A 25,427-nucleotide genomic window follows, 5' to 3' on the forward strand; every position below is an offset into this window, starting at 1 on the left:
CCTCGCCCCGGCCGGAAGGCAAACGCCTCAGCGATTTACAGCCGGACCAGGGCATCGCTGACAGCCCTCAGTCATTTAGAAAGCAACTTTATTGCTTCTGCATAAAAAAATTACTGGGGATCCCTCAGCCCACGGGGAGAGGGGGAAAATCAACCGCTCTTCTTGCCCGGCTTTAATCCGCGGTGTAACTCGTTGATGCGCTTCATCGACTTGATGGTGCGCTGCGGCTCGGTGGAGGCGACGGACAGAATAATCATCTCCAGGCACAGCAGCACCGTGCCGTGCAGCGGGATTTTGCCCTTCTCGCCGCCGCGCGGGACGTGGATCACTACGCTTGCCTCTTTGCTAAAGCGCGAGTCAGTGGCGTTGGTCAGCAAAATGGTGGGAATACCCAGGCGCTTCGCTTCGCGCAGCGTGGTCTGTCCCTCCCGGTGCGCGGATTTTTGCGCCATCATTACCAGCACGTCACCGCGCTGTAGGGCAATCAGCTGTTCGGCGAGGCCAATACCGGTGCGGTTGAGCGGGATCGCAGGCAGGCCTATACGGCTAAACAGTCGCGAGGTGTACTCAGCCAGAATGCCGGATGCGCCAATGCCAAAAATAGCGACCTGTCTCGCCTGCGCCAGCAGCGACACCGCCTGCGCCATCGCGTAGCGGTTGCCCGGTTCGGACAACACCGCGCAGGTGTGTTGATGGCCTTCCAGCACAAAATCGATGCTCGCGTCGACGTCGCTGGTAAGCGTGTTTACCGTCGTGGACATCTTCTCGCTGGAGGTGACCACCGGGCCAAACCACTGCTCCAGGGTCTGCTTGAGATCCCGCAGCCCGCCAAACCCAAGCGCCTGAATGGCACGCACCACGGTGGCGTCCGAGGTGTGTAGCACAGCGGCAATCTCCATTGCCGTCTGCTCCATAACCGCTTCACGATTTTCATTGATATAGCTCGCCACCTGCAGCAGGCGCGGCGTCAGCTGGTGCGCCCGCGAGCGGAGGCGGTCGCCGTAGACATCAATTTTTCGGATCATCGAGCGGCCTCCGGCAGCGGACGGCCCGCTATCTGCGACTGCACCTGCGCGGCCATCAGCCCCAGCGAGGCAAATGAATTTGAGATCGCTTCCTCGCGGGAGATGAGCACGTAATGCCCGGTTCGGCAGGCGTTGAGAAACTGACACCAGCCCGGCATCACCGCATCCATCGCCGCCAGCTCGTCCTGCGGTTTTCCGCCGGTGTCCCCGCGCCAGGTTGCAAAGACAAAATCAGCATCCAGCTCCGGCAGACGCTCGGCGCTGACGTCGATGCGCCCGCCCTCCGGGATGCTCTCAATCAGCGGCGGGAACCTGAACCCTGCGTCGCGCAGCACGCGCCCAAGCGAGTGGTAGCTGTGCATGGCGTTGATTTTGCCCTGATTGGCCTGAATCACCGAGACGGTCAGTTTGCTCGTATCGATGGTCGCCTTTAGCGCCTCGATCTGCTCCTGATAGCGACGCTCCAGAATCTTCAGCCGCGCCTCTGTCCCGGTAAGCTGCGCCAGCTTGCGGTAGATCTCCGGCGCGCCGCCGTCGAGGTGATCGATACTCACCGTCGGGGCAATTTTTTCCAGCTGTTCGACCGGCGTGTTGCGGGTCGGCTCGGTGATGATAAGATCCGGCTTCGCCGCGGCGATGGCTTCAATATCGATATCGGCGGTGCCGATGAATGTGATGTCGGAATTATCAAAATCGATGCCCGTCAGCATGCCGCTGGAGCGCAGAAAATGGCTGCCGTCCGGTCGGGTGCGGCCATGGCTGGCAACCGGCGGTACGCCAAGCTCGATCAGCGGAATGGTGATATCCAGGTCGTGCAGGGACACAATCCGCTTCGGGTTAACCGGCACCACCACTTTGCGGTTCAGGTCGTCAGTAAACGTCTGCGTTGGCTCTGCGGCTCCTGCAGCAAAACCCACCAGCACCAGCATTGCAAAAAATACGCGCATTTCTATCCCCTAAAATCGATCCCGACGCTGCCAGAGCAGCAGCAGGAAAAACGGTCCGCCAATCAGTGAAATGACAATTCCCGCCGGCAGCTGCAACGGGAGAAATGCCAGCCGCCCGACGTTATCCGCCAGCAGCACCAGCAGCGCGCCCAGTACGGCACTTCCCGTCAGCAGTGCCGTTTGCCCTCCGCGCAGCAGCAGGCGCGCCATGTGCGGGGCAATCAGCCCGACAAAGCCGATACTCCCCACGCAGGAGACGCAGGCCGCGGTGAGCACCACGGGGGCAAACACGCGCAGCAGCGCGAGGTGTGAAGTCCGCACGCCCAGCCCCGTCGCAGTGTGGTTGCCGAGCAAGGCTACGTCTGCGGCGCGCGCGGTAAAGAGCAGCAGCGCAAACGCCGGCACTGTCCAGGCAGCAGCGATGCTGACCAGCGTCCAGCTTGCCGCATGCAGACTCCCCGCCAGCCACAGCATCGCCGTCTGGACGTCGCGCACGTCGGCGGTCGTCATAAAGACCCCCATCGCGGCGGCAAACGCCCATGACACGCCGATGCCGATCAGGATGAATCGCGGGCGCGAGATATCACGCGCCAGCGCCACTACCAGCAGCGCGGTCAGCAGCCCACCGGCCATGCCGATAAGTGGACGCCAGTACGGCCCCAATCCCGGAAACTGAAAAATCAGCAGCAGCACCGCCGCGCTACAGCCCTCTTTCACGCCGATAAGTCCGGGGTCAGCAAGGCCGTTGCGGGTAATGGACTGCATGGCCGCCCCCGCCATGCCGAGCATCGCGCCGCACAGCACCGCCATCAGCAGGCGCGGCAGGCGGATATCCATCACAATGTAATGCGCATCCGCCGTCAGACGTTCAGGATAAAACAGCGCACGTCCGATGGCGGAAGCAGGAATGGGCAGCGAGCCGTGCGTCAGGCCAAAACTTAGCAGCAGTAAAACGGCAAGGGTTAAAACGGTCAGATACAGCAGCGCCCTCGGGCGAACCAGCGCCGAGAAGGAGGAAAATCGTACTGCCCTCAATCCAGCCCGGTTCATTTGAACATCCTTGACGCCATAAGGATAAAGACCGGCGCGCCGACCAGCGCAGTCATCACGCCGGTTGCCAGCTCATACGGCGTAAACAGCGTGCGGGCGGCGATATCCGCCATCAGCAGAACCAGCGCCCCGCAGAGGGCTGAGAGCGGCACCATCACGCGCAGGTCCACCGATACCAGACGGCGAATCAGCTGCGGCACAACGAGTCCGATAAACCCGATCGGTCCGGCAACTGAAACCGCCGCGCCGCACAGCAGGGCGATGGCCAGCAGCGCGAGCAGGCGCGTTTTCAGCAGCGACACGCCAAGCCCCTGCGCCATTCTGTCCCCCAGCGCCAGCATGTTCAGCGACGGCGACAGCCAGAGCGCCAGCGCAAAACCCACGGCAGCGGCCCCCGCGGCGCTAGCGGTCGTCTCGCCGATGACTCCCGCCACATCCCCCGCAAGCCAGGTCCGCATGGCCAGCAGCGTCTGTTCATCCAGAATCAACACCGTGGCGGTTATCGATGAGGCAAATGCCGACATCGCCACGCCGCACAGCGTGACTTTCATCGGCGTGAGACCGGTACGCCCGGATGAGGAGAACGTTAGCACCAGCAAAAAGAGCGCGGCGGCGCCGGCTGCGGCTATCAGAGGGCGGCCAAACGGCAGCGACAGCCCGAGGGCACTCGTCAGCACCACCGCCAGCGCCGCCCCTGCATTTAGCCCCAGGATATGCGGATCGCCGAGCGGGTTGCGGATCACTGACTGCAGCAGCACGCCCGCGACGCCGAGCGCCGCGCCCGTCACCAGGGCGGCGCACAGTCGCATCAAACGCAGCCTGACGATCACGCTATGCTCAAAATTGCGCGGGTCGAAGTGGAAAAATGCGTCTACTACCGTCCGGGGGGCGATAACGCGCGCCCCGATGCTCAGGTGCGCAATCGCGCCTGCCAGAAGCAGCAGCGTAAAGAGAATAAAGGCCACAGACATGCGCATCATGGTTTGTCGACAGCCTGACGGAACGGCATAAAGAACGGCTTGCCGGTCAGCGGGTTAACCGACATATGCACGTCGACATCAAACACCGCTTTGATCAGCTCCGGCGTGCAGGCGTCGCCCTCATGCAGTACCCCCTCAACCTTTCCCTGACGTAAAAAGACCAGCGAATCACCGTAGTTCACGGCGAAGTTGAGATCGTGCAGAACCACCACCACGGTGCGCCCGTGCCGGCGCGTCAGCGTGTGCAGCAGTTCGAGGATCTCCACCTGGTAGCGAAGATCGAGGTACGTCGTGGGTTCATCCAGCAGGATATAGGGCGTTTGCTGCGCCAGTACCATGGCGATCCAGCAGCGCTGGCGCTGGCCGCCGGAAAGGCTTTCAACCAGATGATGGGCAAACTCTGCCGTTCCGGTCAGGCGTAACGCCTCTTCCACGGCCCGCTCGTCTTCCTCGCTCCACTGGCGCATCACGTTCTGCCAGGGGAAACGTCCACGCGAGACCAGCTCAAATACGGTTAACCCTTCTGGAAGCAGCGGAGACTGCGGCAGGATCCCGAGCTGGCGGGCGACCGCTTTGGTTGGCTGCGAGTGGATGGCTTTGCCGTCCAGCACCGCGCTGCCGCCGAGCGGCTGAAGCAGTCGCGCGAGGGTACTTAACAGCGTCGATTTTCCGCAGCCGTTTGCGCCCACCAGAACAGTCATTTTCTGCTGGGGGATCGCAAGGGAGATATCATCAACGATGATTTTTTTCTGGTAACCCGCGGAGAGGTTCTCAAGAACCAGTCCCGGCTTTTTGATGTAGTGAGCCACGTGAACGCCAACGTAAGAAAAAAAACCAACAAATAAAAATAAAACTCATTCTCTTTTGTGAGTTTGCCGCCGCGCCATGTAGTAGTCAAGCGAAGATATACCCTGTAAACCCCAGGGATAACTGAGCATCGTTTCACAAATCAAAATTCCTTTTTATCAATTATTTTCAATGCCTTAAACAGGAAATCAACGCGTATTAGCCAGAGAGAAACCTCTGTAGCGAAATTTTTATTTATTCCATTTACTACTACATTCCCTCATGCTTGAATGATTCTCAATTACAAGTCCGATGCCGTAGAGGCTAACGGACAGACCGTAAGGGCAATGACTCACACATTCTTCCGCGAGCATTTCATCGCAGGATATTTTGGGAAAACAGATGTAATGGCTAAGTTCACACCTTCATTCGCCGGGGTAAAAGGGCGCGCGCTCTTTTCACTCCTGTTCATGGCGCCTCTGGTGCACGCAGCAGCAAAAGACGGTGAGACGCTTACCGTCACTGCCGACCCTTACGCTTCCACCGACGCCACCAGCGGCTATCAGCCCCTGAACACCTCCACCGCCACGCTGACCAACATGCCGATGCTGGACATCCCGCAGGTGGTCAATACCGTCAGCGATAAAGTGCTGGAAGACCAAAACGCGACCACGCTCGACGAGGCGCTGTATAACGTCAGCAACGTGGTGCAGACCAACACCCTGGGCGGCACGCAGGATGCCTTCGTGCGCCGTGGCTTCGGCGCAAACCGCGATGGCTCGATCATGACCAACGGCCTGCGCACCGTGCTGCCGCGCAGCTTCAATGCCGCAACCGAGCGCGTGGAGGTGCTAAAAGGCCCGGCCTCGACCCTTTACGGTATTCTCGACCCCGGCGGCCTGATTAACGTGGTGACCAAACGCCCGGAGAAAACCTTCGGCGGCTCGATTTCTGCCACATCAACCAGCTTTGGCGGCGGTACCGGACAGTTTGACGTCACCGGTCCGATTGAAGGTACGCGTCTGGCCTATCGCCTGACGGGGGAGTATCAGGACGAGGATTACTGGCGTAATTTCGGCACCGAACGCAGCACCTTTATCGCCCCGTCTTTGACCTGGTTCGGCGATGATGCCACCGTGACCGTGCTCTATTCGCATCGCGACTATAAAACGCCGTTCGATCGCGGAACGATCTTCGATCTCAACACCAAAAAGGCCGTCGACGTCGATCGCAAAACCCGCTTTGATGAGCCATTTAACGTGACCGACGGTCAGTCCGACCTCGCTCAGCTTAACGCGGAGTATCGCCTTAACAGCCAGTGGACCGCGAAGTTCGACTACAGCTACAGCCAGGATAAGTACAGCGATAACCAGGCTCGCGTGATGGCCTACGATTCAAAAACCGGCAACCTGACCCGCCGCGTGGATGCGACCCAGGGTTCGACCCAGCGTATGCACACAACGCGGGCAGATTTGCAGGGGAACGTGGACATCGCGGGCTTTTACAATGAGATCCTGACCGGCGTGTCGTATGAGAATTACGATCTGCTGCGTACGGACATGATCCGTTGTAAGAACGTTAAGGATTTCAATATTTACAACCCGAGCTATGGCAGCCTCGGCAAGTGCACCACCGTCTCGGCATCCGACAGCGATCAAACCATCAAGCAGGAGAGCTACTCCGCTTACGCGCAGGACGCGCTGTACCTGACCGATAAATGGATCGCCGTTGCCGGACTGCGCTACCAGTATTACACCCAGTACGCGGGCAAAGGCCGTCCGTTTAACGTCAACACCGACAGCCGCGACGACCAGTGGACGCCGAAGCTGGGCCTGGTATACAAGCTCACGCCGGCAGTCTCCCTGTTTGCTAACTATTCCCAGACGTTTATGCCGCAGTCGTCCATTGCGAGCTACATCGGCGACCTGCCGCCGGAAACGTCGAACGCGTATGAAATAGGCGCTAAATTCGACCTGTTCGACGGCATTACTGCCAACATCGCGCTGTTTGATATCCACAAGCGCAACGTGCTGTACACCGAGAGCATCGGTGATGAAACCGTCGCCAAAACCGCGGGCCGCGTGCGCTCGCAGGGTGTCGAAGTGGATCTCGCCGGATCGCTGACCGAGAACACCAACATTATCGCCAGCTACGGCTATACCGATGCGAAGGTGCTGGAAGACCCGGACTACGCGGGCAAACCGCTGCCGAACGTGCCGCGCCATACCGGCTCCCTGTTCCTGACGTACGATATTCACAATGCGTTTGCCGGGAATACGCTGACAATTGGCGGCGGCGGGCACGGCGTGAGCCGTCGTTCAGCGACTAACGGTGCGGATTATTATCTGCCGGGCTATTTCGTGGCGGATGCATTTGCGGCGTACAAAATGAAGCTGCAATATCCGGTGACGCTACAGGTGAACGTGAAAAACCTGTTTGATAAGACCTACTACACGTCGTCGATTGCGACCAATAACCTGGGCAACCAGATTGGCGACCCGCGTGAAGTGCAGTTTACGGTGAAGATGGAGTTTTGACGTCAGTGCGAGGCGTTCCCCTCACCCTAACCCTCTCCCCAGAGGGGCGAGGGGATCGATCGTAGGCCCGGTAAGCGCAGCGCCACCGGGCAAAAAAAAGCCCTGCATCGCAGGGCTTTTTCAGCATCAGGCCTCAATATCCGCCATATCGCCTTTCTCCTGCAGCCAGTTACGTCGGTCTTCAGAACGTTTCTTGGCAAGGAGCATATCCATCATGGCGTTGGTTTGCTGTTCGTCTTCGTCGCTGATCGTCAGCTGCACCAGACGGCGCGTGTTCGGATCCAACGTCGTTTCGCGAAGCTGCATCGGGTTCATCTCGCCCAGCCCTTTAAAGCGCTGCACGTTCGGTTTGCCCTTCTTGCGCTTCAGCTGTTCCAGCACGCCCGCTTTTTCTTCTTCCGTCAGCGCATAGTAGACTTCTTTGCCAAGGTCGATACGGTACAGCGGCGGCAGCGCCACGTGGACGTGACCGTTTTTCACCAGCGCGCGGAAGTGCTTCACGAACAGCGCGCACAGCAGCGTGGCGATGTGCAGGCCATCGGAGTCCGCATCCGCGAGAATGCAGATCTTGCCGTAGCGCAGCTGGCTCAGATCGTCGCTGTCCGGATCGATGCCGATCGCCACCGAGATATCGTGTACTTCCTGCGAGGCCAGCACTTCATCAGACGAGACTTCCCAGGTGTTAAGGATCTTACCCTTGAGCGGCATGATCGCCTGATACTCACGATCGCGCGCCTGCTTGGCCGATCCGCCCGCCGAATCTCCTTCCACCAGGAAAAGCTCGGTGCGGTTGAGATCCTGGGCGGTACAGTCCGCCAGCTTGCCCGGCAGCGCGGGGCCGCTGGTCAGTTTTTTACGCACCACTTTCTTCGCCGCGCGCAGACGACGCTGGGCGCTGGAGATCGCCATTTCAGCCAGCATTTCTGCGGCCTGAACGTTCTGGTTCAGCCACAGGGTAAACGCATCTTTCACCACGCCGGAAACAAACGCCGCACACTGGCGTGACGACAGGCGCTCTTTAGTCTGACCGGCAAACTGCGGATCCTGCATTTTCACGGAAAGCACGTAGGCGCAGCGGTCCCAGATATCTTCTGCGGAAAGCTTCACGCCGCGCGGCAGAATGTTGCGGTATTCGCAGAACTCGCGCATCGCATCCAGCAGACCCTGACGCAGGCCGTTGACGTGCGTCCCACCGAGCAGCGTTGGGATCAGGTTGACGTAGCTTTCCGTCAGCAGCTCACCGCCTTCAGGTAGCCACAGCAGCGCCCAGTCCACCGCCTCGGTATCACCTTCGAAATTCCCGACGAACGGTTTTTCCGGCAGGGTCGGCAGGCCGTTAACCGCTTCGCACAGGTAATCGTTCAGACCCTTTTCGTAGCGCCAGCTCTGTTCGGTGTTGTTAACGTGATCTTTAAAGGTGATTTCTACGCCTGGGCACAGCACCGCTTTGGCTTTCAGCAGGTGCGTCAGGCGGGAAACAGAAAAGCGTGGGCTGTCGAAGAAGCTTTCGTCAGGCCAGAAATGGACGCTGGTGCCGGTGTTGCGTTTACCGCACGTCCCGACGACCTGCAAATCCTGCACTTTTTCGCCGTTTTCAAACGCGATGTTATACACCTGGCCGTCGCGACGGACGTTCACTTCCACGCGCTTTGACAGGGCGTTAACCACAGAGATCCCCACGCCGTGCAAGCCGCCAGAGAACTGGTAGTTTTTGTTGGAGAACTTACCGCCCGCATGCAGACGGCAGAGGATCAGCTCAACGGCAGGAACCCCCTCTTCCGGGTGAATATCCACCGGCATGCCGCGGCCATCGTCGATGACTTCCAGCGACTGATCGGCGTGCAGGATAACGTCCACGCGTTTGGCATGACCTGCCAGCGCTTCGTCCACACTGTTATCAATTACTTCCTGGCCCAGGTGGTTTGGGCGCGTCGTATCGGTGTACATCCCCGGGCGGCGGCGAACCGGCTCAAGCCCGGTGAGTACCTCAATGGCATCAGCGTTATAGGTTTGCGTCATGATTTAAGCTAGCAATTCGCATTGATTGTCAGTGGCTGTGCAGTCCAAGAAAATCGACAATCTGGGTGAAATGATCTTCAAAGCCCGTGAAAGCATGGTTTCCGCCCTCTTCTACAGTCTGGCGGCAGGATGCGTAATACGCCACTGCCTGGCGGTAATCCAGCACTTCATCTCCCGTCTGTTGCAGCAGCCAGATAAGATCGGGCGCTTCAAGCGGGTCGACCTGCATAACTTTGAGATCGTAAATATGGCGTGACTCTAGCACATATTGTTGGCCGGTGTAGGGGTTCTCGTTTTCGCCAAGAAAGTCCCTTAACAGCTCAAATGGCCGGACCGCCGGGTTAACGACGACAGCGGGCAACATAAAGCATTGCGACAGCCAGGTGGCGTAGTAGCCGCCGAGGGACGAGCCGACAACGCCAAACGATTCGCCGCCGTGTTCAAGCACAATCGATTCCAGCATTTCTGCCGCATCCGCCGGATAAGGGGGCAGCTGCGGAATAATCATCTCCACGTGCGGATGATGTTCGCTCAGCCACTGGCGAAACTGCGTCGCCTTTGCGGAACGCGGAGAACTGTTGAACCCGTGCAGATAGAGGAGCGTCGACATCAATAGCCTTCTGAAGCGGTATCCGGGCGGAACTGCGCGCCAGCCAGACGGCACACTTCGGTGGTCAGCGAGCCGTCGGCATGCAGGTCCAGCCAGCGCCAGCCCGGTGCGATGGTGTCCAGCGTGAAGTTAGCGCAATGGGGCTTGAACTGCACGCAGGTGGACGGCGTCGCGAGCAGGCGGCGACCGTTCCAGTCGAGATCCTGTTCCTGGTGAATGTGCCCACACAGCAAATTTTTCACGCGCGGGAATTTCGCCAGCACGCTATCCAGCGCCGCAGAGTTGCGTAAGCTGTGCTGATCAAGCCAGCTACAGCCCGCCGGCAGCGGATGATGATGCAGTAACAGCAGCGTATTACGATTCGGTTCGGCGGCCAGTTTTGTCTCCAGCCAGTCAAGCTGATAGTCGCTCAACTCACCGTGCGGAACGCCAAACACCTGACTGTCGAGGAGCAGAATTTGCCACTGGTCCCCCGTAAAGACACATTTTGCCGGCGAAATCCCCGCCTCCTGAAGCGAACTGTACATGGCGGGCTGAAAATCGTGATTGCCCGGTAGCCAGACGCAAGGCACACTAAAGCTCGCAATTCCTTCGGCGAAATGCTGATAGGCTGCGGAGGATTGATCCTGCGCCAGATCGCCTGTCGCGACGATCAGATCGCATGGCCGCTTTTCAGCATGGATCGCGTCAAGAACCGCCTGATAACTCTCCCAGGTGTTCACGCCCAGAAGCGTCTCATGCTTTTCGGCAAAAAGGTGGGTGTCGGTGATTTGTAATATCCTGACTGGCGCCCCACCAGCAACAGTCAGGTTCAACAGGCTTTCCAAATGGTGTCCTTAGGTAGGTTTATGACGCTAACAAACCGGAATCGCCATTGCTCCATGTGCTAAACAATATCTTAGCCAGTCGGCTAAAAACTGGTTAATTTGATGCTTTTCGTCGCGTTGATGCAACTTTTTATTCGGATAATCATACCGCGCTTTGAAGCGAAAGATCTGCTGGCTTGAACACACTTCAGCGACCATCGCATCATGATAAAGACGTACCGTCATTGACGGCAGGCTCCAGTAGCTGATGCTCGGCGCCGTTTGCTCAATCTCCACCAGCGTAGTGTAGCGCGTTGATTCTGTTATCGTTAACCGATACTGCGCGTTGCTCACCTGATAGCTTACCGTTTCGCCGGGCGCGTCGTTTCGCGGCAGCAGGCGGCGCAGCTGGGCGAAATTGGTTTCGCACAGGCGCATCATTTCTGGGAAGTCAGGTGTATAGCGCTTCATTTTTTCCACTCGTTTCGTAAATTCTGATGATGCAGTTGCAGCCATTGCAAGGCGATGACAGACGCTGCGTTGTCGATTAAACCCTCTTCTACCCATTGGTAAGCCTGCTCCCGACTCACCACATGAACCCGAATATCTTCGTTTTCATCTGCCAGACCGTGGATCCCTTTCGCTGTCGTGGCGTCCACTTCGCCCACCATAATAGATGAGCGTTCCGTTGTTCCCCCCGGACTTGCCAGGTAGCTCAACACCGGTTTCGTCCGACCGATCGCCAGGCCTGCCTCTTCCAGCGCCTCGCGGCGAGCGACGTCTTCGACCGACTCACCCTCCTCGATCATCCCGGCCACCATCTCCAGCAACCACGGCGTTTCGCTGGTATCATACGCCGCAATACGGACCTGCTCGACCAGCACGACTTCATCACGCACTGGGTCAAAGGGTAGCAAGACTGCCGCATGCCCGCGCTCAAAAATTTCGCGTTTGATTTCACCGCTCATTTCACCGTTAAACAGGCGATGCCTGAAACGGTAAAGTTCCATTGAAAAAAAACCGCTATAAAGCGTTTCTCGTGCAATAATTTCTACATCGTTTTTGGCGAAGGTGACAGGCACGTTTTCTGGTTTTTGCATCGGTCGAGTCCTGGTAGCAATGGTGATGAAATTGTGAATTTCAAGGCTGTTTGGCTGCCGTTTGTATGGCTATATGGTAGATTGGAGCAAATTACCGCCAGATGGCACGTTACGCCAACCTTTTGGTGTGGATGATTCTGTTAGAATCGGCAATTATTTTTAATTAGATCAGCGCTAATACTGCTTCACAACAAGGAATGCAAATGAAGAAATTGCTCCCCATCCTTATCGGCCTGAGCCTGACGGGCTTCAGTGCAATGAGCCAGGCAGAGAACCTGTTACAGGTCTACCAGCAGGCACGTCTGGGCAACCCTGATTTACGTAAATCAGCGGCCGATCGTGATGCTGCGTTTGAAAAGATTAACGAAGCACGTAGTCCACTGCTGCCGCAGTTAGGCTTAGGTGCAGATTATACCTACACTAACGGTTTTCGCGATAACAATGGCATCGACTCGAATGCCACCAGCGCCTCTTTACAGCTTACACAGACCCTGTTCGACATGTCCAAATGGCGTGAACTGAGTTTGCAGGAAAAGAGCGCAGGCATTCAGGATGTCACCTATCAGACCGATCAGCAAACGCTGATCCTGAATACCGCGACCGCCTATTTCCAGGTGCTGAGCGCGATTGACGCGCTCTCCTATACCGAAGCGCAGAAACAGGCGATTTACCGCCAGTTAGATCAAACCACCCAGCGTTTTAACGTAGGCCTGGTCGCGATCACGGACGTGCAGAACGCCCGTTCACAGTACGATACCGTACTGGCTAACGAAGTGACCGCACGTAACAACCTCGACAACGCACTGGAAGCACTGCGTCAGGTCACCGGTAACTACTATCCTGAGCTGGCCTCTCTGAACGTGGACAGTTTCAAAACGGACAAACCGCAGGCGGTTAATGCTCTGCTGAAAGAAGCGGAAAACCGTAACCTGACCTTATTGCAGGCGCGCCTGAGCCAGGATCTGGCACGCGAGCAGATCCGCCTTGCACAGGATGGTCACCTGCCAACCCTGAGCCTGAGCGCCTCTACCGGCGTATCGGATACCAGCTACAGCGGGTCTAAAACGACGTCTCAGGCCTATGACGACAGCAACGTTGGCCAGAACAAAGTGGGCCTCAGCTTCTCTCTGCCGCTGTACCAGGGCGGGATGGTTAACTCTCAGGTGAAACAGGCGCAGTACAACTTTGTGGGTGCCAGCGAGCAGCTGGAAAGCGCGCACCGTAACGTGGTGCAGACCGTGCGTTCTTCCTTTAACAACGTCAATGCCTCTATCAGTAGCATCAACGCTTACAAACAGGCCGTTGTCTCTGCGCAAAGCTCTCTGGACGCGATGGAAGCAGGCTACTCCGTCGGTACGCGTACCATCGTTGACGTGTTAGACGCAACGACCACGCTGTATAACGCGAAACAGCAGCTCTCCAGCGCACGTTACCAGTACCTGATTAACCAGTTGAACATCAAGCAGGCGCTGGGTACGCTGAACGAGCAGGATCTGCAAATGCTGAACAGTACGCTGGGTAAACCGGTATCCACGTCGCCTGACAGCGTGGCGCCGGAAAATCCAGAGCAGGATGCCGCGGTTGATAACTTCAACGCTAACGGCAGCGCCCCGGTTGCACAGCCAGCGGCAGCACGCAGCACCTCACCTGCCAGCAGCGGCACGAATCCGTTCCGTAACTAAGTGTGTCATCAGGCCCAGTGCGGCCTGATGCCCTCACCCCAGCCCTCTCCCACAGGGAGAGGGAGCACATTAATCCCCCCCGAACGTAAGCCAACGTAAAGATCCCCCGGATTTCGCCCCTCTTCGCTTCATTTTCAACCACTCATCCTCTATCCTGAGCGTTAATACCCCTGGGTCCTGGAAGACAAATATGAAACGGACAAAAACGATGAATCACGCGTCGTTCCGCAAAAGCTGGAACGCACGCCACCTGACACCTGTCGCGCTGGCGGTCACCGCCGTCTTTATGCTGGCAGGCTGTGAGCAAAGCGACGAAACGGTGTCGCTATATCAAAACGCTGACGATTGTGCGAGCGCAACCGGTAAAGCCGCCGAGTGTACGACGGCCTATAACAACGCCCTGAAAGAGGCAGAACGTACCGCGCCGAAATATGCCTCACGCGAAGACTGTGTAGCCGAATTCGGCGAAGGCCAGTGCCAGCAGGCTCCTGCTCAGGCAGGTATGGCGCCGGAAAACCAGGCGCAGGCACAGTCCAGCGGTAGCTTCTGGATGCCTCTGATGGCGGGTTATATGATGGGCCGTCTGATGAGCGGCGGCGCGGGCTACCAGCAGCAACCGCTGTTTAGTTCTAAAAACCCAAACAGCCCGGCGTACGGTAAATACACCGATGCCACCGGCAAGGGTTACGGTGCTGTAACGCCTGGCCGTACGATGACCGTACCGAAAACCGCGATGGCACCGAAACCAGCCACTACCAGCACCATTACCCGTGGCGGCTTCGGTGAGTCTGTGGCGAAACAAACCACCATGCAGCGTAGTGCGACCGGCTCTTCGACTCGCTCAATGGGCGGCTGATCATGGAACGAGTCAGTATTGTCGAGCGCCCGGACTGGCGCGAAAAAGCCACCGAATACGGTTTCAACTTTCACACCATGTACGGCGAGCCGTACTGGTGTGAAGACGCTTACTATAAGCTCACGCTCGCGCAGGTCGAAAAGCTTGAAGAGGTGACCGCAGAACTGCACCAGATGTGCCTGAAGGTGGTAGAGAAAGTCATCGACAGCGATGAACTGATGACAAAATTCCGCATTCCGAAGCACACCTGGAGCTTTGTTCGTCAGTCCTGGAAAACGAACCAGCCTTCGCTCTACTCTCGCCTCGATTTGGCATGGGATGGCGTGGGTGAACCGAAGCTTTTAGAAAACAACGCAGATACGCCAACCTCCCTGTACGAAGCCGCGTTCTTCCAGTGGATCTGGCTGGAAGATCAGGCGAATGCCGGAAACTTGCCGGAAGGCAGCGACCAGTTCAACAGCCTTCAGGAAAAACTGATTGAGCGTTTCGCCGAACTGCGAGAACAGCACGGTTTCAACCTGTTGCACCTCTCCTGCTGTCGCGATACCGAAGAAGATCGCGGTACGGTTCAGTATTTGCAGGACTGCGCAGCCGAAGCGGAAGTGGCGACGGAATTCCTCTATATCGAAGAGATCGGTTTAGGTGAAAAAGGTCAGTTTACGGACACGCAGGATCAGGTGATCAGCAACCTGTTCAAGCTCTACCCGTGGGAATACATGCTGCGCGAAATGTTTTCTACCAAGCTGGAAGACGCCGGTGTGCGCTGGCTGGAACCAGCCTGGAAGAGCATTATCTCCAATAAAGCCCTGCTGCCGATGCTGTGGGAGATGTTCCCGAACCACCCGAACCTGCTGCCTGCTTACTTTGCCGAAGATGATTTCCCGCCGATGGAGAAATACGTCGTTAAGCCAATCTTCTCCCGTGAAGGCGCGAACGTCTCGATTATCGAAAACGGTAAAACGCTGGAAACGGTTGAAGGGCCGTACGGTGAGGAAGGGATGATCGTCCAGGCGTTTTATCAACTGCCGAAGTTTGGCGACAGCTATACGCTGATCGGCAGCTGGCTTATTAACGATCAGCCTGCCGGGATTGGTATTCGCGAAGATCGCGCGCTGATTACGCAGGATCTTTCGCGTTTCTACCCGCATATTTTTATTGAATAAGACTTGCCGGGTGGCGGCTTCGCCTTACCCGGCCTACATGTCGAGCGTAGGCCCGGTAAGCGCAGCGCCACCGGGCATGTTTTACCCCACCTGCACCGACAGCATACTCAAGCTCCCCATCTCAATACCGTCGACCGGTGTTGTAATAACCTCCTGACCGTCCCATGCGCCTAATACATACAGCAATGGCAAGAAGTGTTCCGGCGTCGGGTTAGAGAGCGAACCGCCGTCGTGATCCAGATAGTTCACCAAAGGGTGCCGTTCGACCGGCCCTTGCCAGGTCAGGTTGTCTTTTACATAGTCATTAAAGGCTGTTGCCCAAGGGTACGGCGTATTTTCACCGTGCCAGCGTACCGTACGCAGATTGTGTACCACGTTGCCACTGGCAATCAGCATGATGCCCTCATCACGAAGCGAAGCCAGCTTACGCCCTATCTCCATATGCCAGGCAGCCGGTTTGGTGCTGTCGATACTCAGTTGCACCATCGGGATATCCGCATCAGGATACATCTTAATCAGCACGCCCCACGAGCCATGGTCAAAGCCCCAGGCCTCTTTATCCAGGGTGACCGGGAAAGGTGCCAGCAAATCCACCAGCGTTTGCGCCAGCTCAGGCGAACCGGGGGCCGGATAATGCGTATCGTACAGCGCCTGCGGAAAACCGCCAAAATCATGGATCGTTTTTGGCGCTTCCATGGCCGTCACGCCGGTACCCCGGGTAAACCAGTGCGCAGAGACCACCACAATTGCCTTCGGACGCGGTAACGTCTTACCCAGTTGACACCAGGCGCGGGTATAGACGTTATCTTCCAGAACGTTCATGGGGCTGCCATGGCCTAAAAACAGTGCTGGCATACGAGAAGGAGACATGGTGATATCCTTAGAGGAAGTGACAAAGTGATGAGCCTACATTACGCGCATTCAGGTGAAGATGAACGTAGATAACCGTGAAGATCATCATCAGGAAATTTGAATGCCAGATATCGCTTAAGGAGAATGCATGTCAGTACCTTTGATTTTGACCTTACTTGCTGGCGCCGCGACCTTTATCGGTGCGTTCCTTGGGGTACTCGGTCAAAAACCCTCTAATCGCCTGCTGGCCTTCTCGCTGGGTTTCGCCGCCGGGATCATGCTGCTTATCTCGCTGATGGAGATGCTGCCCGCCGCGCTTCACGCCGAAGGGATGTCGCCTGTTCTGGGCTATGGCATGTTTATCATTGGCCTGCTGGGTTATTTTGCACTCGACCGTATCCTTCCTCACGCGCACCCGCAGGATCTAATGCAAAAAAGCGTTGCCCCCATCCCTGGCAATATCAAACGCACGGCCATTCTGCTGACGCTGGGTATCAGCCTGCATAACTTTCCGGAAGGTATCGCCACCTATGTCACGGCCAGCAGCAACCTGGAAATGGGTTTTGGTGTCGCGCTGGCCGTTGCTTTGCACAATATTCCTGAAGGACTTGCCGTTGCCGGGCCCGTTTATGCCGCCACGGGTTCAAAACGTACAGCTGTCTTTTGGGCGGGTATCTCCGGGATGGCTGAAATTCTCGGCGGCGTGCTGGCGTGGCTGATCCTCGGTAGCCTCGTATCCCCGGTTGTAATGGCTGCAATTATGGCTGCCGTGGCCGGGATTATGGTCGCGCTATCTGTCGATGAGCTGATGCCGCTGGCAAAAGAGATCGATCCCAACAATAACCCAAGCTACGGCGTGCTGTGTGGAATGTCAGTGATGGGGATGAGTCTGGTTCTGCTACAAACGGCAGGTATTGGTTAAGAATTAATGCCTCCGTTTCATACGGAGGCATTATACTATTCAAAATAACAATCCTATATATTTATCCTATAATAACTCACCAAATATAAACCCATTAGAATTTCAAAAAAAGGCGTCTCTTAAGATAGCCTGAAAATATTAATTAAAAGCACCTACAAATATATTTAAGTCACGTTAATCGCGTATTCCCACCCCAATCCGTATACTTTGCAAGTATTCTGAAATTAATATTCACATTATGAATCACTCTGAAAAAGGATATTTCCATGTATATGGGTAAGAAATTACTGTTAGCAGCGGCTATGGCTGGCATTGTGTCGGGTTCTGCTTTTGCTGAAGATCAAGGCTCTGGCAAAATCAAATTCAAAGGTGTTGTTATTGACGCACCGTGCAGCATCGCACCAGACAGCGTTGATAAAGAAGTCGATCTGGGTGAAGTGACTACGGCCGTTATCAACGCCAACAAAAAATCCACGCCGGTTCCGGTCGATATCAATCTGGAAAACTGCCAGCTTGACGATCCGGCAGACGAAACCGACACGCCAATTACCAAAGTGGATGTGACCTTCACCAGCGCAGCGACAGACGCGACAGACACCAGCCTGATGAGTAACACCTATGCAAGTGGTGCGCAGAACGTGGGTGTACGTCTGCTGGATAATGCGGAGGCTGCTATCACGCTGGGAGAATCCAACGAGGTTGAGTTGCTGGCAGGATCAACCACCCAGACGCTGCATTTCAAAGCGGTTATGGAAGTCCCCACGGGTAAAACTGCGACGGCAGGCCAGGTTGAAGCCACGGCTAACTACGTCCTGTTGTACAAATAGTTCTGTTACGTAACAGTATTAGCCGACTGGTAATTCATACCGGTCGGCATCCTTTATATATTCGAGTAACAGGATGATGACATACAAATTACAATGGATAATCATCATTGCATCCCTGTTAATGACGAGACTTACCTCTGCCACTGAATTTAATATAAACGCCATTGATAAAGATCAGCGCGGCAGCGTCGATTTATCACGTTTTAAAGATCAAATATCGGTTACGCCGGGAAGCTATTTCGTTACCGTTTCAGTTAATGATATTCCGCTGGCAAATGGCTGGCTCCTTCGCTGGAGAGAAATAAATAATGCAGTTCAAGTGTGTATTCCTCCCGAACTGGCCGATACATTTGCGTTACAGGATGAGGTTCGTCACGCTTTGCCAGAAAAAGAGGGATGCGTTGATTTCGCCGCCAGACCAGACATCAGATTTACGTTTGAGCAAGATAGCCAATCCCTGAATGTGACGATCCCCCAGGCATGGCTGCAATACCGTGCGGTGGACTGGATGCCGCCATCCACCTGGGACAACGGCGTGCCGGGCGTACTGCTGGATTACAATCTTTTTGCCAGCCATTATCAGCCCAATAGCGGCAGCAGCAATAATAACGCCAATACCTATGGCACCGTCGGTGCGAACATGGGCGCGTGGCGCCTGCGAAGCGATTACCAGTACACGCGAAGCGATACTGAAACAGGCTCAGAGCAGGATGGCCGTTTTTCACGCGTATATATGTTCCGCCCTCTGCCCTCAATCGGAGCGAAACTGACGCTGGGTGAAACGGATTTCCAGTCCGCAATTTTTGACGCCTTTACCTATACCGGCGCATCGCTAATCAGCGAAGAACGTATGCTGCCATGGTCGCTGCGCGGCTATGCCCCGCAGATTACCGGGATAGCGCAAACCAACGCCACGGTGACCGTAAGCCTTGCCGATCGCGTGATTTACCAAAGTAAAGTGCCACCAGGCCCGTTTGTTATTCAGGATCTTAACCAGTCGGTTCAGGGCACGCTGGACGTCAAAGTCACGGAAGAGGACGGCCGCGTCAGCACCTTCCAGGTCTCTGCCGAGTCCGTGCCGTTTTTAACGCGCAAGGGTCAGGTTCGCTACAAGTTCGCGGCGGGTAAAGCGCGCCAGGGTGCCTCCCATGACGTTGAAGATAACGCCTTCATGAGCGGCGAATTTTCCTGGGGCATGCTGTCACACACCTCCCTGTATGGCGGCACGCTGACTGATGGCGACGGTTATCGTTCCGTCGCTGCCGGGATCGGCCAGAATATGGCCTGGCTGGGGGCGCTCTCTTTTGACGTCACGCAGGCCACCAGCCAGCTGCCACACCAGCGCAGTCAGACGGGTTACAGCTATCGCATTAACTACAGCAAGCGTTTCGATACCACCGGCAGTCAGCTTACGCTTGCCAGCTACCGCTACTCAGACCCCCAGTTTTTGAGCTACGCCCGCTACCTTGATTATGACGACGGTGACCGCCAGTCGGAGAAACAAACCCTGAGCGTGACGGCAAGCCAGTACATTTCAGCGTTATCCCTGAACCTGTACGTCAACATGCTGCGTCAGACATGGTGGAATGATTCACCTTCCACGACCGGCAGCATCACGGCGGGCTACAACTTTGATATGGGCCGCTGGAAGAACCTCGGCGTAACCCTGTCCTGGAGTAAAACGCATTACGATGAGGAAGACGAAAGTGACGATACTCAGTTCTATCTCTCGCTCAGCGTACCGCTCGATCCCGATCATCGTCTTAACTATGACCTGCGTAACAGCGAAGCGCTGAGTCATAACGTGTCGTGGTATGACACGTCGGATCGCAATAATACCTGGGGCGTTTCCGCAGGCGCGGAGAGCGGGAAGCCAGATTCCGGCGCGCAGGTCAGCGGGAATTATCAGCATTATTCTACGTACGGCGATCTCAATCTCTCAGGCAGCTATAAAGCTGACGAATATAACTCCCTCAGCGCGAGCTGGAGTGGTTCCTTCACCTCAACGGCGAAAGGCGCCGCGCTGCACCGGCGCAGCTACGGTAATGAACCTCGTGTGATGGTCAGCACCGACGGGGTAGGCAATATCCCGCTGAACATGTCGCGAGATGAGACCAACCGTTTTGGCATCGGCGTTTTACCGTCATTCTCCAGCTATTCCCCCTCCAGCGTGCAGGTCAATCTGAACGACCTCCCTGATGGCGTGGACGTAGACAACCGCGTCGTGACCTCAACCTGGACTGAGGGAGCCATTGGTTATCGTCAGATTGCCACGCGCGCAGGTAAGGACGTGACAGGCGTTCTGCGAATGTCATCAGGAGCGCCACCTCTCGGGGCGATTGTTCGCCTGGAAGCAAGCAATTTGCAGGTTGGGATGGTGGCCGATGAAGGCCGCGTCTGGCTGGCCGCCGTTGAGCCAGAACAGCAGTTTCGCGTGACATGGGGCGACAACCAACAGTGTCGCTTCTCGTTACCTTCTCACTTAGAAAACAGTATGCAGTTGATACTGCCGTGTCAGTAAGAAATCATCATGAAATTAACGCCGTTTAAAAGCCTGTGCCTGATGCTAACCAGCACAGCATTTGCTACCCACGCAGCCATTAATCTGGACCGCACGCGCATTGTTTTTCCAGAAAGCGACAAGGCCAGCAGCCTGAAAGTGGACAATCAGAGCAAGGTGCTGCCTTATCTGGCGCTCTCCTGGATTGAAGATGAAAAGGGACAAAAAGAAGATACGCACTTTATGGCGCTTCCCCCCATTCAACGTATCGAAGCGGGCACCTCGTCGCAGATAAGGATTGTTAAACAAGCCGCTACTCGCCAGCTGCCAGGAGACAGGGAATCGCTGTTTTATTTCAACCTGCGTGAAGTACCGCCAAAAAACACCAGCGCCAGCGAGGAGCGCAGCGTGATGCAGGTAGCAATGCAGAGCCGAATTAAGCTGTTCTGGCGTCCAGAAGCGATTAGCAAAAAATCCGGCGAACTGACTGAAATGCGAATGGAAATTTCCGCCAACGCGGATGGGCTCACGGTCCACAACCCTACGCCGTACTACATCACGCTGGCGTGGCTGAGCAAAAATGCTAAAACCATGCTGCCGGGTTTTGACAGTCTGATGATTGCGCCTTTCGCCACGGCAACCGCGTCTACCGGCGATTACCACGGTAGTTATTACAGCATCGGCTATATCGACGATTACGGTGCCCTGAAAAAAGTCGACGTGCAGTGCACCGGAACGGCGCAATGTAAACTTACCGAACGGAAAATCGATAAAGATGCGAAAGCTCGCTAGTGTCCTGCTTACATTGCTGCTTTCAGCGCTACCTTTGGAAGATGCGATGGCGCTTAACTGTTATCTGGGTGGCTCTGGCGGTTCCGTCGAGGAGACAAAAACGATCTCCCCCTTTGCCATACCCAGCAACGCCCAAATTGGCCAAAAAATATGGGAGTCTGATGACATTAAGATTCCGGTGACGTGTGATAACAACGTCTCGAGCAATTTTAAGCCGGAAGATGTCTTTGCCTGGGTAAATCCTTATCCTGCCGCAACCGATCCCTATTATGAGCTGGGCGTCACCTATGAAGGTATAGATTACGATGCTACAGGTCAGCCCAACGGCGTGGATACCCGCCAGTGTCTGGACAACAATAACATCACTATTTACACCCCTGCTCAAATCCGCCAGATGGGGTGGGAGAATCGCATTTGCTCTGGTAATCCGGATGATATCCATATTTCGCGCACGTTCGTCGCCCGATTACGACTTTTCGTGAGAATAAAGGCTGTGCCGCCGCATGGCTATGTCAGTTCGCTCAGCGATTACATCGTTGTGCAATTTGACGGTAAGGGTGGCGTTAATCAGATGGCCGACGCGAAGAACCTGAAGTATCACATCAACGGGCTGCAAAACATTACGGTCCTTGATTGCGGGGCGACGTTTAGCATTTACCCTGAGAATCAGGAGATCGACTTCGGCACCTTCAGTGCGCGCGACATTGTGAATCAGCAGAAGCGTATTCGCACGTTTTCAATTCGAACCACCAAAGTGCAGGATGCCCAGTGCTCGGACGGATTTAAGATGGACTCGTCATTTTACACAACCGAAACGCTCAGCGCAGACGACACCGCGGTACTGATAGGGAATGGGTTAAAGCTGCGTATTCTTAACGGAACGGAGCCTTACACATTCAACCAGTACAAGGAATACGCCGATTTTACGGGCGATATGATGAATCTTGAGCAAAACTACACGGCTGAACTTTCGCGGGATGAAGGAAAAGCGATTCAGTCCGGGCCGTTTGAAACCGTGGTACTGTTCAAAATTAACTACCACTAGAAACAAAAAAGCCGGGTTTCCCCGGCTTTTTCACATCAGCATGTTCAGCTGGCTTTACGCTCATGCGCCCGGCGGTATTCAACCAGGTCTTCAATCGTCACCACTGGCATATTGTGCAGACGCGCAAAGGTGATGCACTCCGGCGCGCGCGCCATGGTGCCATCATCGTTGGTCAGTTCGCACAGCACGCCTGCGGGTTTGAAGCCAGCCAGCGTCACTAGATCGATGGTCGCTTCGGTATGACCACCACGGGTCAGCACGCCGCCCGGCTGCGCGCGCAGCGGGAAGACATGACCAGGGCGGTGCAGATCGGAGGGTTTTGCACCATCAGCAATCGCTGCACGCACGGTAGTCAGGCGGTCAGCCGCCGACACCCCGGTGGTGACGCCATGTGCCGCTTCAATGGTCACGGTGAAGCCGGTACCAAAGGCGCTAGTGTTGTTTTCAACCATCATCGGCAGATCAAGCTGCTGGCGACGGTCTTCGGTGATGCACAGGCATACGATGCCGCTACCGTGACGGATGGTCAGCGCCATCTGCTCAACGGTCATGTTCTCGGCGGCAAAAATCATGTCGCCTTCGTTTTCACGGTTTTCATCGTCAAGCACCATCACACCGCGGCCTTCGCGCAGTGCATCCAGTGCATGTTCAACACGTTGAGTTGAAGTGCCAAAAGAGGAAAGTAGCGTCTGATTCATGGTAAAAAAACCTCATTAACTTTATGGTTACCAGAATCAGGGCAGTCTTAGGAGCGCCGTACAAGCGGCAAAAAAATAACGTGAGCGGGCCTTGCCCGACTGGATCGTTACTCTCTCCCATCCGGACTCTAACCGTCGGCCCCGGAATTACACCGGATCTGCTGACCTTTGAGAATTCACCCAAAGCGCTCGCGGGCTTTCAGCGTTAAGCTGATTTACCGCCGGTGGGGAATTTCGCCCCGCCCTGAGAATAAGCGAGATAACTATAACGCTAATGATTACCCTGGGCAATGCATAAGCTTCAAACAATTTTGTTTAACCCGCGGCATGACGCGCTACAATAGGCACTAACACCTTTTCATCAAGGGAAACGACAATGATTGACCCAAAGAAAATTGAGCAGATCGCGCGTCAGGTTCATGAGTCCATGCCGAAAGGTATTCGTGAGTTTGGTGATGACGTTGAGAAGAAAATTCGCCAGACGTTGCAGGCACAGTTGGTTCGCCTTGATTTAGTCAGCCGCGAAGAGTTTGACGTGCAGACGCAGGTGCTGCTGCGCACCCGCGAGAAGCTGGCGCTGCTGGAACAGCGTCTGAGCGAGCTGGAGAGCCGCAATGCGCCGGAAGAGGTGAAGCCAGCGCCAGCTATTCCACCGGTGGATGACCAGGCATAGTGCGGTCTGTTGTGCCCGGTGGCGGCTACGCCTTACCGGGCCTACATGAACGCGTAGGTCGGGTAAGGCGCAGCCGCCACCCGACATAAAAAAACGGGCCAACTGGCCCGTTTTTTACTGACTGTCTTTCTGGATCTTCTTAATGATGTTGGTGGTTGAACACCCGTCCTCAAAGTTGAGCACCATCACTTCACCGCCATTCGCCCAGACCTCTTCGCTACCTGCGATTTGCTCTGGCTTGTAATCACCGCCCTTCACCAGCAGGTCAGGCAGAATTCCGGCAATCAGGCGCTGCGGGGTGTCTTCTTCAAATGAGACCACCCAGTCCACCGCTTCCAGCGCGCCGAGCACTATCATGCGCTGCTCCAGCGGGTTCACCGGACGCGTTTCACCCTTCAGACGTTTGGTTGAGGCATCGCTGTTGACCGCCACAATCAGGCGGTCGCCGAGCTTGCGCGCATTCGCCAGATACGAGACATGACCCGCATGCAGGATGTCGAACACGCCGTTCGTCATCACCACTTTTTCACCGCGTTTGCGCGCGGCGGCAACGGCCACTTTCAGCTCGTCTTCGGTCATGACGCCAAAGCCGGTATCCGCACGCCCACGCACCGCATTTTCCAGCTCGATTGGCGAAACGGTGGAGGTTCCGAGTTTACCGACGACCACGCCCGCCGCGGCGTTCGCGAAGTAGCACGCTTCTTCCAGGGAGTTCCCCGCCGCCAGCGTCGCCGCCAGCACGCCAATCACCGTATCACCGGCACCGGTCACGTCGTACACTTCCTGCGCCTGGGTTGGCATATGCAGCGGCGCCTTGCCCGGTTGCAGCAGCGTCATGCCCTGTTCGGAACGGGTCACCAGCAGCGCAGACAGCTCGAAATCAGCGATGATTTTCATGCCGCGCTCAACCAGCTCTTCTTCAGTTTTGCACTTGCCCGCCACCGCTTCAAACTCAGAGAGGTTGGGCGTCAGGAGGGTTGCGCCGCGATAGCGCTCAAAATCGGTGCCTTTCGGGTCGATCAGCACCGGAACGCTGGCTTTGCGCGCCAGCTGGATCATGGTCTGCACGCTCGCCAGCGCACCTTTGGCATAATCAGACAGCACCAGCGCGCCGATATTGCCCAGCGCCTGGCTAATGCGCTCATGCAGCGGCTCAGGATCAACGCCTTCGAACCCTTCTTCAAAGTCGAGGCGGATCAGCTGCTGGTTACGCGACAGCACGCGCAGCTTGGTGATGGTTGGGTGGGTCGGAACAGAAACGAAGTCGCACTTCACGTTCACGTCCGCCAGCGACTGGCTCAGCGCACGCGCCGCATCGTCAATGCCGGTCAGGCCCACCAGACGCGAATGCGCGCCCAGCGAGGCTATGTTCATCGCCACGTTTGCCGCGCCGCCTGGACGTTCTTCAATGGTGTCGACCTTAACTACCGGCACCGGCGCTTCCGGAGAGATACGGCTGGTCGGCCCATACCAGTAGCGATCCAGCATCACATCCCCGACAACCATAACTCCAGCACGTTCAAACTCTGGCAGTGTTACTTTCATTCCTGACTCCAG

At 56.1% G+C, this 25,427-nt stretch carries 23 protein-coding genes and 1 riboswitch; of the genes, 10 read left to right on the plus strand and 13 right to left on the minus strand.

Going from position 1 to position 25,427, the window contains the following annotated elements:
* Window positions 1–149: 149 nt before the first annotated feature.
* Genes INF86_RS12745 through INF86_RS12765 form a run of 5 tightly spaced genes read right to left on the minus strand, consistent with a single transcriptional unit; the run spans window position 150 to window position 4,811 of the window.
* A complete protein-coding gene (locus INF86_RS12745) occupies window positions 150–1,025 on the minus strand; it encodes a MurR/RpiR family transcriptional regulator (RefSeq protein WP_015571883.1) in 876 nt (291 codons plus the stop codon).
* Window positions 1,022–1,972, minus strand: coding sequence for an iron-siderophore ABC transporter substrate-binding protein (locus INF86_RS12750; RefSeq protein WP_023306962.1), 951 nt, complete (start codon window positions 1,970–1,972; stop codon window positions 1,022–1,024). The genes INF86_RS12745 and INF86_RS12750 overlap by 4 nt, the downstream gene beginning before the upstream one ends.
* A 9-nt stretch (window positions 1,973–1,981) precedes the next feature.
* The gene (locus INF86_RS12755; RefSeq protein WP_058646826.1) at window positions 1,982–3,022 is read right to left on the minus strand and encodes an iron ABC transporter permease; all 1,041 of its coding nucleotides are present in this window, start codon (window positions 3,020–3,022) and stop codon (window positions 1,982–1,984) included.
* Window positions 3,019–4,002: an iron ABC transporter permease gene (locus INF86_RS12760; protein WP_193543585.1), complete on the minus strand. Its 984-nt coding sequence runs from the start codon at window positions 4,000–4,002 to the stop codon at window positions 3,019–3,021. The genes INF86_RS12755 and INF86_RS12760 overlap by 4 nt, the downstream gene beginning before the upstream one ends.
* Window positions 3,999–4,811, minus strand: a complete 813-nt coding sequence (locus INF86_RS12765) for an ABC transporter ATP-binding protein (protein WP_023306964.1) — start codon at window positions 4,809–4,811, stop codon at window positions 3,999–4,001. Before INF86_RS12765 ends, INF86_RS12760 begins: the two co-directional genes overlap by 4 nt.
* A 384-nt stretch (window positions 4,812–5,195) precedes the next feature.
* Here INF86_RS12765 and INF86_RS12770 point away from each other — a divergent pair, with 384 nt between their 5' ends.
* The gene (locus tag INF86_RS12770) at window positions 5,196–7,325 is read left to right on the plus strand and encodes a TonB-dependent siderophore receptor (RefSeq protein WP_032671488.1); all 2,130 of its coding nucleotides are present in this window, start codon (window positions 5,196–5,198) and stop codon (window positions 7,323–7,325) included.
* A gap of 126 nt (window positions 7,326–7,451) precedes the next feature.
* Here the strand turns inward: INF86_RS12770 and parE are convergent, their stop codons facing one another.
* Genes parE through nudF form a run of 5 tightly spaced genes read right to left on the minus strand, consistent with a single transcriptional unit; the run spans window position 7,452 to window position 11,860 of the window.
* A complete protein-coding gene (parE, locus tag INF86_RS12775) occupies window positions 7,452–9,344 on the minus strand; it encodes a DNA topoisomerase IV subunit B (protein ID WP_022649422.1) in 1,893 nt (630 codons plus the stop codon).
* 28 nt (window positions 9,345–9,372) lie between these two features.
* Window positions 9,373–9,954, minus strand: a complete 582-nt coding sequence (gene yqiA, locus INF86_RS12780) for an esterase YqiA (RefSeq protein ID WP_023306967.1) — start codon at window positions 9,952–9,954, stop codon at window positions 9,373–9,375.
* Window positions 9,954–10,781, minus strand: a complete 828-nt coding sequence (gene cpdA, locus INF86_RS12785) for a 3',5'-cyclic-AMP phosphodiesterase (RefSeq protein ID WP_023298619.1) — start codon at window positions 10,779–10,781, stop codon at window positions 9,954–9,956. The genes yqiA and cpdA overlap by 1 nt, the downstream gene beginning before the upstream one ends.
* Before the next feature lie 27 nt (window positions 10,782–10,808).
* Window positions 10,809–11,231: a DUF1249 family protein gene (locus INF86_RS12790; protein ID WP_003862516.1), complete on the minus strand. Its 423-nt coding sequence runs from the start codon at window positions 11,229–11,231 to the stop codon at window positions 10,809–10,811.
* A complete protein-coding gene (gene nudF / locus INF86_RS12795) occupies window positions 11,228–11,860 on the minus strand; it encodes an ADP-ribose diphosphatase (protein ID WP_022649425.1) in 633 nt (210 codons plus the stop codon). The genes INF86_RS12790 and nudF overlap by 4 nt, the downstream gene beginning before the upstream one ends.
* A 203-nt stretch (window positions 11,861–12,063) precedes the next feature.
* Between nudF and tolC the strand changes: the two genes are divergently transcribed.
* The 3 genes from tolC (at window position 12,064) to INF86_RS12810 (ending at window position 15,561) form a co-directional block, all read left to right on the plus strand.
* Window positions 12,064–13,542, plus strand: a complete 1,479-nt coding sequence (tolC, locus tag INF86_RS12800) for an outer membrane channel protein TolC (protein ID WP_022649426.1) — start codon at window positions 12,064–12,066, stop codon at window positions 13,540–13,542.
* A gap of 190 nt (window positions 13,543–13,732) precedes the next feature.
* Window positions 13,733–14,398 (plus strand): DUF1190 family protein, encoded by a 666-nt coding sequence (locus INF86_RS12805; protein ID WP_193543586.1) that lies wholly within the window; start codon window positions 13,733–13,735, stop codon window positions 14,396–14,398.
* A 2-nt stretch (window positions 14,399–14,400) separates the two neighbouring features.
* Window positions 14,401–15,561, plus strand: coding sequence for a glutathionylspermidine synthase family protein (locus tag INF86_RS12810; RefSeq protein ID WP_193543587.1), 1,161 nt, complete (start codon window positions 14,401–14,403; stop codon window positions 15,559–15,561).
* Between the two features lie 81 nt (window positions 15,562–15,642).
* On the opposite strand, the gene ygiD is transcribed toward INF86_RS12810, so the two are convergent.
* Window positions 15,643–16,431: a 4,5-DOPA dioxygenase extradiol gene (gene ygiD / locus INF86_RS12815; RefSeq protein WP_045307992.1), complete on the minus strand. Its 789-nt coding sequence runs from the start codon at window positions 16,429–16,431 to the stop codon at window positions 15,643–15,645.
* 130 nt (window positions 16,432–16,561) lie between these two features.
* Here ygiD and zupT point away from each other — a divergent pair, with 130 nt between their 5' ends.
* From zupT to INF86_RS12840, 5 genes are all read left to right on the plus strand, one after another.
* Complete coding sequence (gene zupT / locus INF86_RS12820; protein ID WP_022649430.1) at window positions 16,562–17,335, plus strand: zinc transporter ZupT; 774 nt, start codon at window positions 16,562–16,564, stop codon at window positions 17,333–17,335.
* A gap of 266 nt (window positions 17,336–17,601) precedes the next feature.
* Window positions 17,602–18,162, plus strand: coding sequence for a fimbrial protein (locus INF86_RS12825; RefSeq protein WP_022649431.1), 561 nt, complete (start codon window positions 17,602–17,604; stop codon window positions 18,160–18,162).
* Between the two features lie 73 nt (window positions 18,163–18,235).
* A complete protein-coding gene (locus tag INF86_RS12830; protein ID WP_370552873.1) occupies window positions 18,236–20,683 on the plus strand; it encodes a fimbria/pilus outer membrane usher protein in 2,448 nt (815 codons plus the stop codon).
* A 9-nt stretch (window positions 20,684–20,692) separates the two neighbouring features.
* Entirely contained in the window at window positions 20,693–21,454 is a 762-nt protein-coding gene (locus INF86_RS12835) for a molecular chaperone (RefSeq protein WP_022649433.1), read from the plus strand.
* Window positions 21,438–22,499, plus strand: a complete 1,062-nt coding sequence (locus tag INF86_RS12840) for a type 1 fimbrial protein (protein ID WP_063149088.1) — start codon at window positions 21,438–21,440, stop codon at window positions 22,497–22,499. The genes INF86_RS12835 and INF86_RS12840 overlap by 17 nt, the downstream gene beginning before the upstream one ends.
* Before the next feature lie 44 nt (window positions 22,500–22,543).
* On the opposite strand, the gene ribB is transcribed toward INF86_RS12840, so the two are convergent.
* On the minus strand, window positions 22,544–23,197 hold the full coding sequence (gene ribB / locus INF86_RS12845) for a 3,4-dihydroxy-2-butanone-4-phosphate synthase (protein WP_003862538.1): 654 nt from the start codon (window positions 23,195–23,197) through the stop codon (window positions 22,544–22,546).
* A 105-nt stretch (window positions 23,198–23,302) separates the two neighbouring features.
* Window positions 23,303–23,453: riboswitch (FMN riboswitch) on the minus strand.
* A 120-nt stretch (window positions 23,454–23,573) separates the two neighbouring features.
* On the opposite strand from ribB, the gene ubiK reads away from it, so the two are divergent.
* On the plus strand, window positions 23,574–23,870 hold the full coding sequence (ubiK, locus tag INF86_RS12850) for a ubiquinone biosynthesis accessory factor UbiK (protein ID WP_000566823.1): 297 nt from the start codon (window positions 23,574–23,576) through the stop codon (window positions 23,868–23,870).
* 114 nt (window positions 23,871–23,984) lie between these two features.
* Here ubiK and hldE read toward each other — a convergent pair whose 3' ends face one another.
* Entirely contained in the window at window positions 23,985–25,415 is a 1,431-nt protein-coding gene (hldE, locus tag INF86_RS12855; protein ID WP_015571898.1) for a bifunctional D-glycero-beta-D-manno-heptose-7-phosphate kinase/D-glycero-beta-D-manno-heptose 1-phosphate adenylyltransferase HldE, read from the minus strand.
* Between the last annotated feature and the right edge of the window lie 12 nt (window positions 25,416–25,427).

Source organism: Enterobacter cloacae complex sp. I1M, assembly GCF_014982425.1.
Lineage (GTDB): Bacteria > Pseudomonadota > Gammaproteobacteria > Enterobacterales > Enterobacteriaceae > Enterobacter > Enterobacter intestinihominis.

Excerpts from the sequence above, each read along its gene's own strand:
- INF86_RS12745 (WP_015571883.1), bottom strand. The coding sequence starts at position 1,025 with ATGATCCGAAAAATTGATGTCTACGGCGACCGCCTCCGCTCGCGGGCG.
- INF86_RS12750 (WP_023306962.1), bottom strand. The coding sequence starts at position 1,972 with ATGCGCGTATTTTTTGCAATGCTGGTGCTGGTGGGTTTTGCTGCAGGA.
- INF86_RS12755 (WP_058646826.1), bottom strand. The coding sequence starts at position 3,022 with ATGAACCGGGCTGGATTGAGGGCAGTACGATTTTCCTCCTTCTCGGCG.
- INF86_RS12760 (WP_193543585.1), bottom strand. The coding sequence starts at position 4,002 with ATGATGCGCATGTCTGTGGCCTTTATTCTCTTTACGCTGCTGCTTCTG.
- INF86_RS12770 (WP_032671488.1), top strand. The coding sequence starts at position 5,196 with ATGGCTAAGTTCACACCTTCATTCGCCGGGGTAAAAGGGCGCGCGCTC.
- parE (WP_022649422.1), bottom strand. The coding sequence starts at position 9,344 with ATGACGCAAACCTATAACGCTGATGCCATTGAGGTACTCACCGGGCTT.
- yqiA (WP_023306967.1), bottom strand. The coding sequence starts at position 9,954 with ATGTCGACGCTCCTCTATCTGCACGGGTTCAACAGTTCTCCGCGTTCC.
- INF86_RS12790 (WP_003862516.1), bottom strand. The coding sequence starts at position 11,231 with ATGAAGCGCTATACACCTGACTTCCCAGAAATGATGCGCCTGTGCGAA.
- nudF (WP_022649425.1), bottom strand. The coding sequence starts at position 11,860 with ATGCAAAAACCAGAAAACGTGCCTGTCACCTTCGCCAAAAACGATGTA.
- tolC (WP_022649426.1), top strand. The coding sequence starts at position 12,064 with ATGAAGAAATTGCTCCCCATCCTTATCGGCCTGAGCCTGACGGGCTTC.
- INF86_RS12805 (WP_193543586.1), top strand. The coding sequence starts at position 13,733 with ATGAAACGGACAAAAACGATGAATCACGCGTCGTTCCGCAAAAGCTGG.
- INF86_RS12810 (WP_193543587.1), top strand. The coding sequence starts at position 14,401 with ATGGAACGAGTCAGTATTGTCGAGCGCCCGGACTGGCGCGAAAAAGCC.
- ygiD (WP_045307992.1), bottom strand. The coding sequence starts at position 16,431 with ATGTCTCCTTCTCGTATGCCAGCACTGTTTTTAGGCCATGGCAGCCCC.
- zupT (WP_022649430.1), top strand. The coding sequence starts at position 16,562 with ATGTCAGTACCTTTGATTTTGACCTTACTTGCTGGCGCCGCGACCTTT.
- INF86_RS12825 (WP_022649431.1), top strand. The coding sequence starts at position 17,602 with ATGTATATGGGTAAGAAATTACTGTTAGCAGCGGCTATGGCTGGCATT.
- INF86_RS12830 (WP_370552873.1), top strand. The coding sequence starts at position 18,236 with ATGATGACATACAAATTACAATGGATAATCATCATTGCATCCCTGTTA.
- INF86_RS12835 (WP_022649433.1), top strand. The coding sequence starts at position 20,693 with ATGAAATTAACGCCGTTTAAAAGCCTGTGCCTGATGCTAACCAGCACA.
- INF86_RS12840 (WP_063149088.1), top strand. The coding sequence starts at position 21,438 with ATGCGAAAGCTCGCTAGTGTCCTGCTTACATTGCTGCTTTCAGCGCTA.
- ribB (WP_003862538.1), bottom strand. The coding sequence starts at position 23,197 with ATGAATCAGACGCTACTTTCCTCTTTTGGCACTTCAACTCAACGTGTT.
- ubiK (WP_000566823.1), top strand. The coding sequence starts at position 23,574 with ATGATTGACCCAAAGAAAATTGAGCAGATCGCGCGTCAGGTTCATGAG.
- hldE (WP_015571898.1), bottom strand. The coding sequence starts at position 25,415 with ATGAAAGTAACACTGCCAGAGTTTGAACGTGCTGGAGTTATGGTTGTC.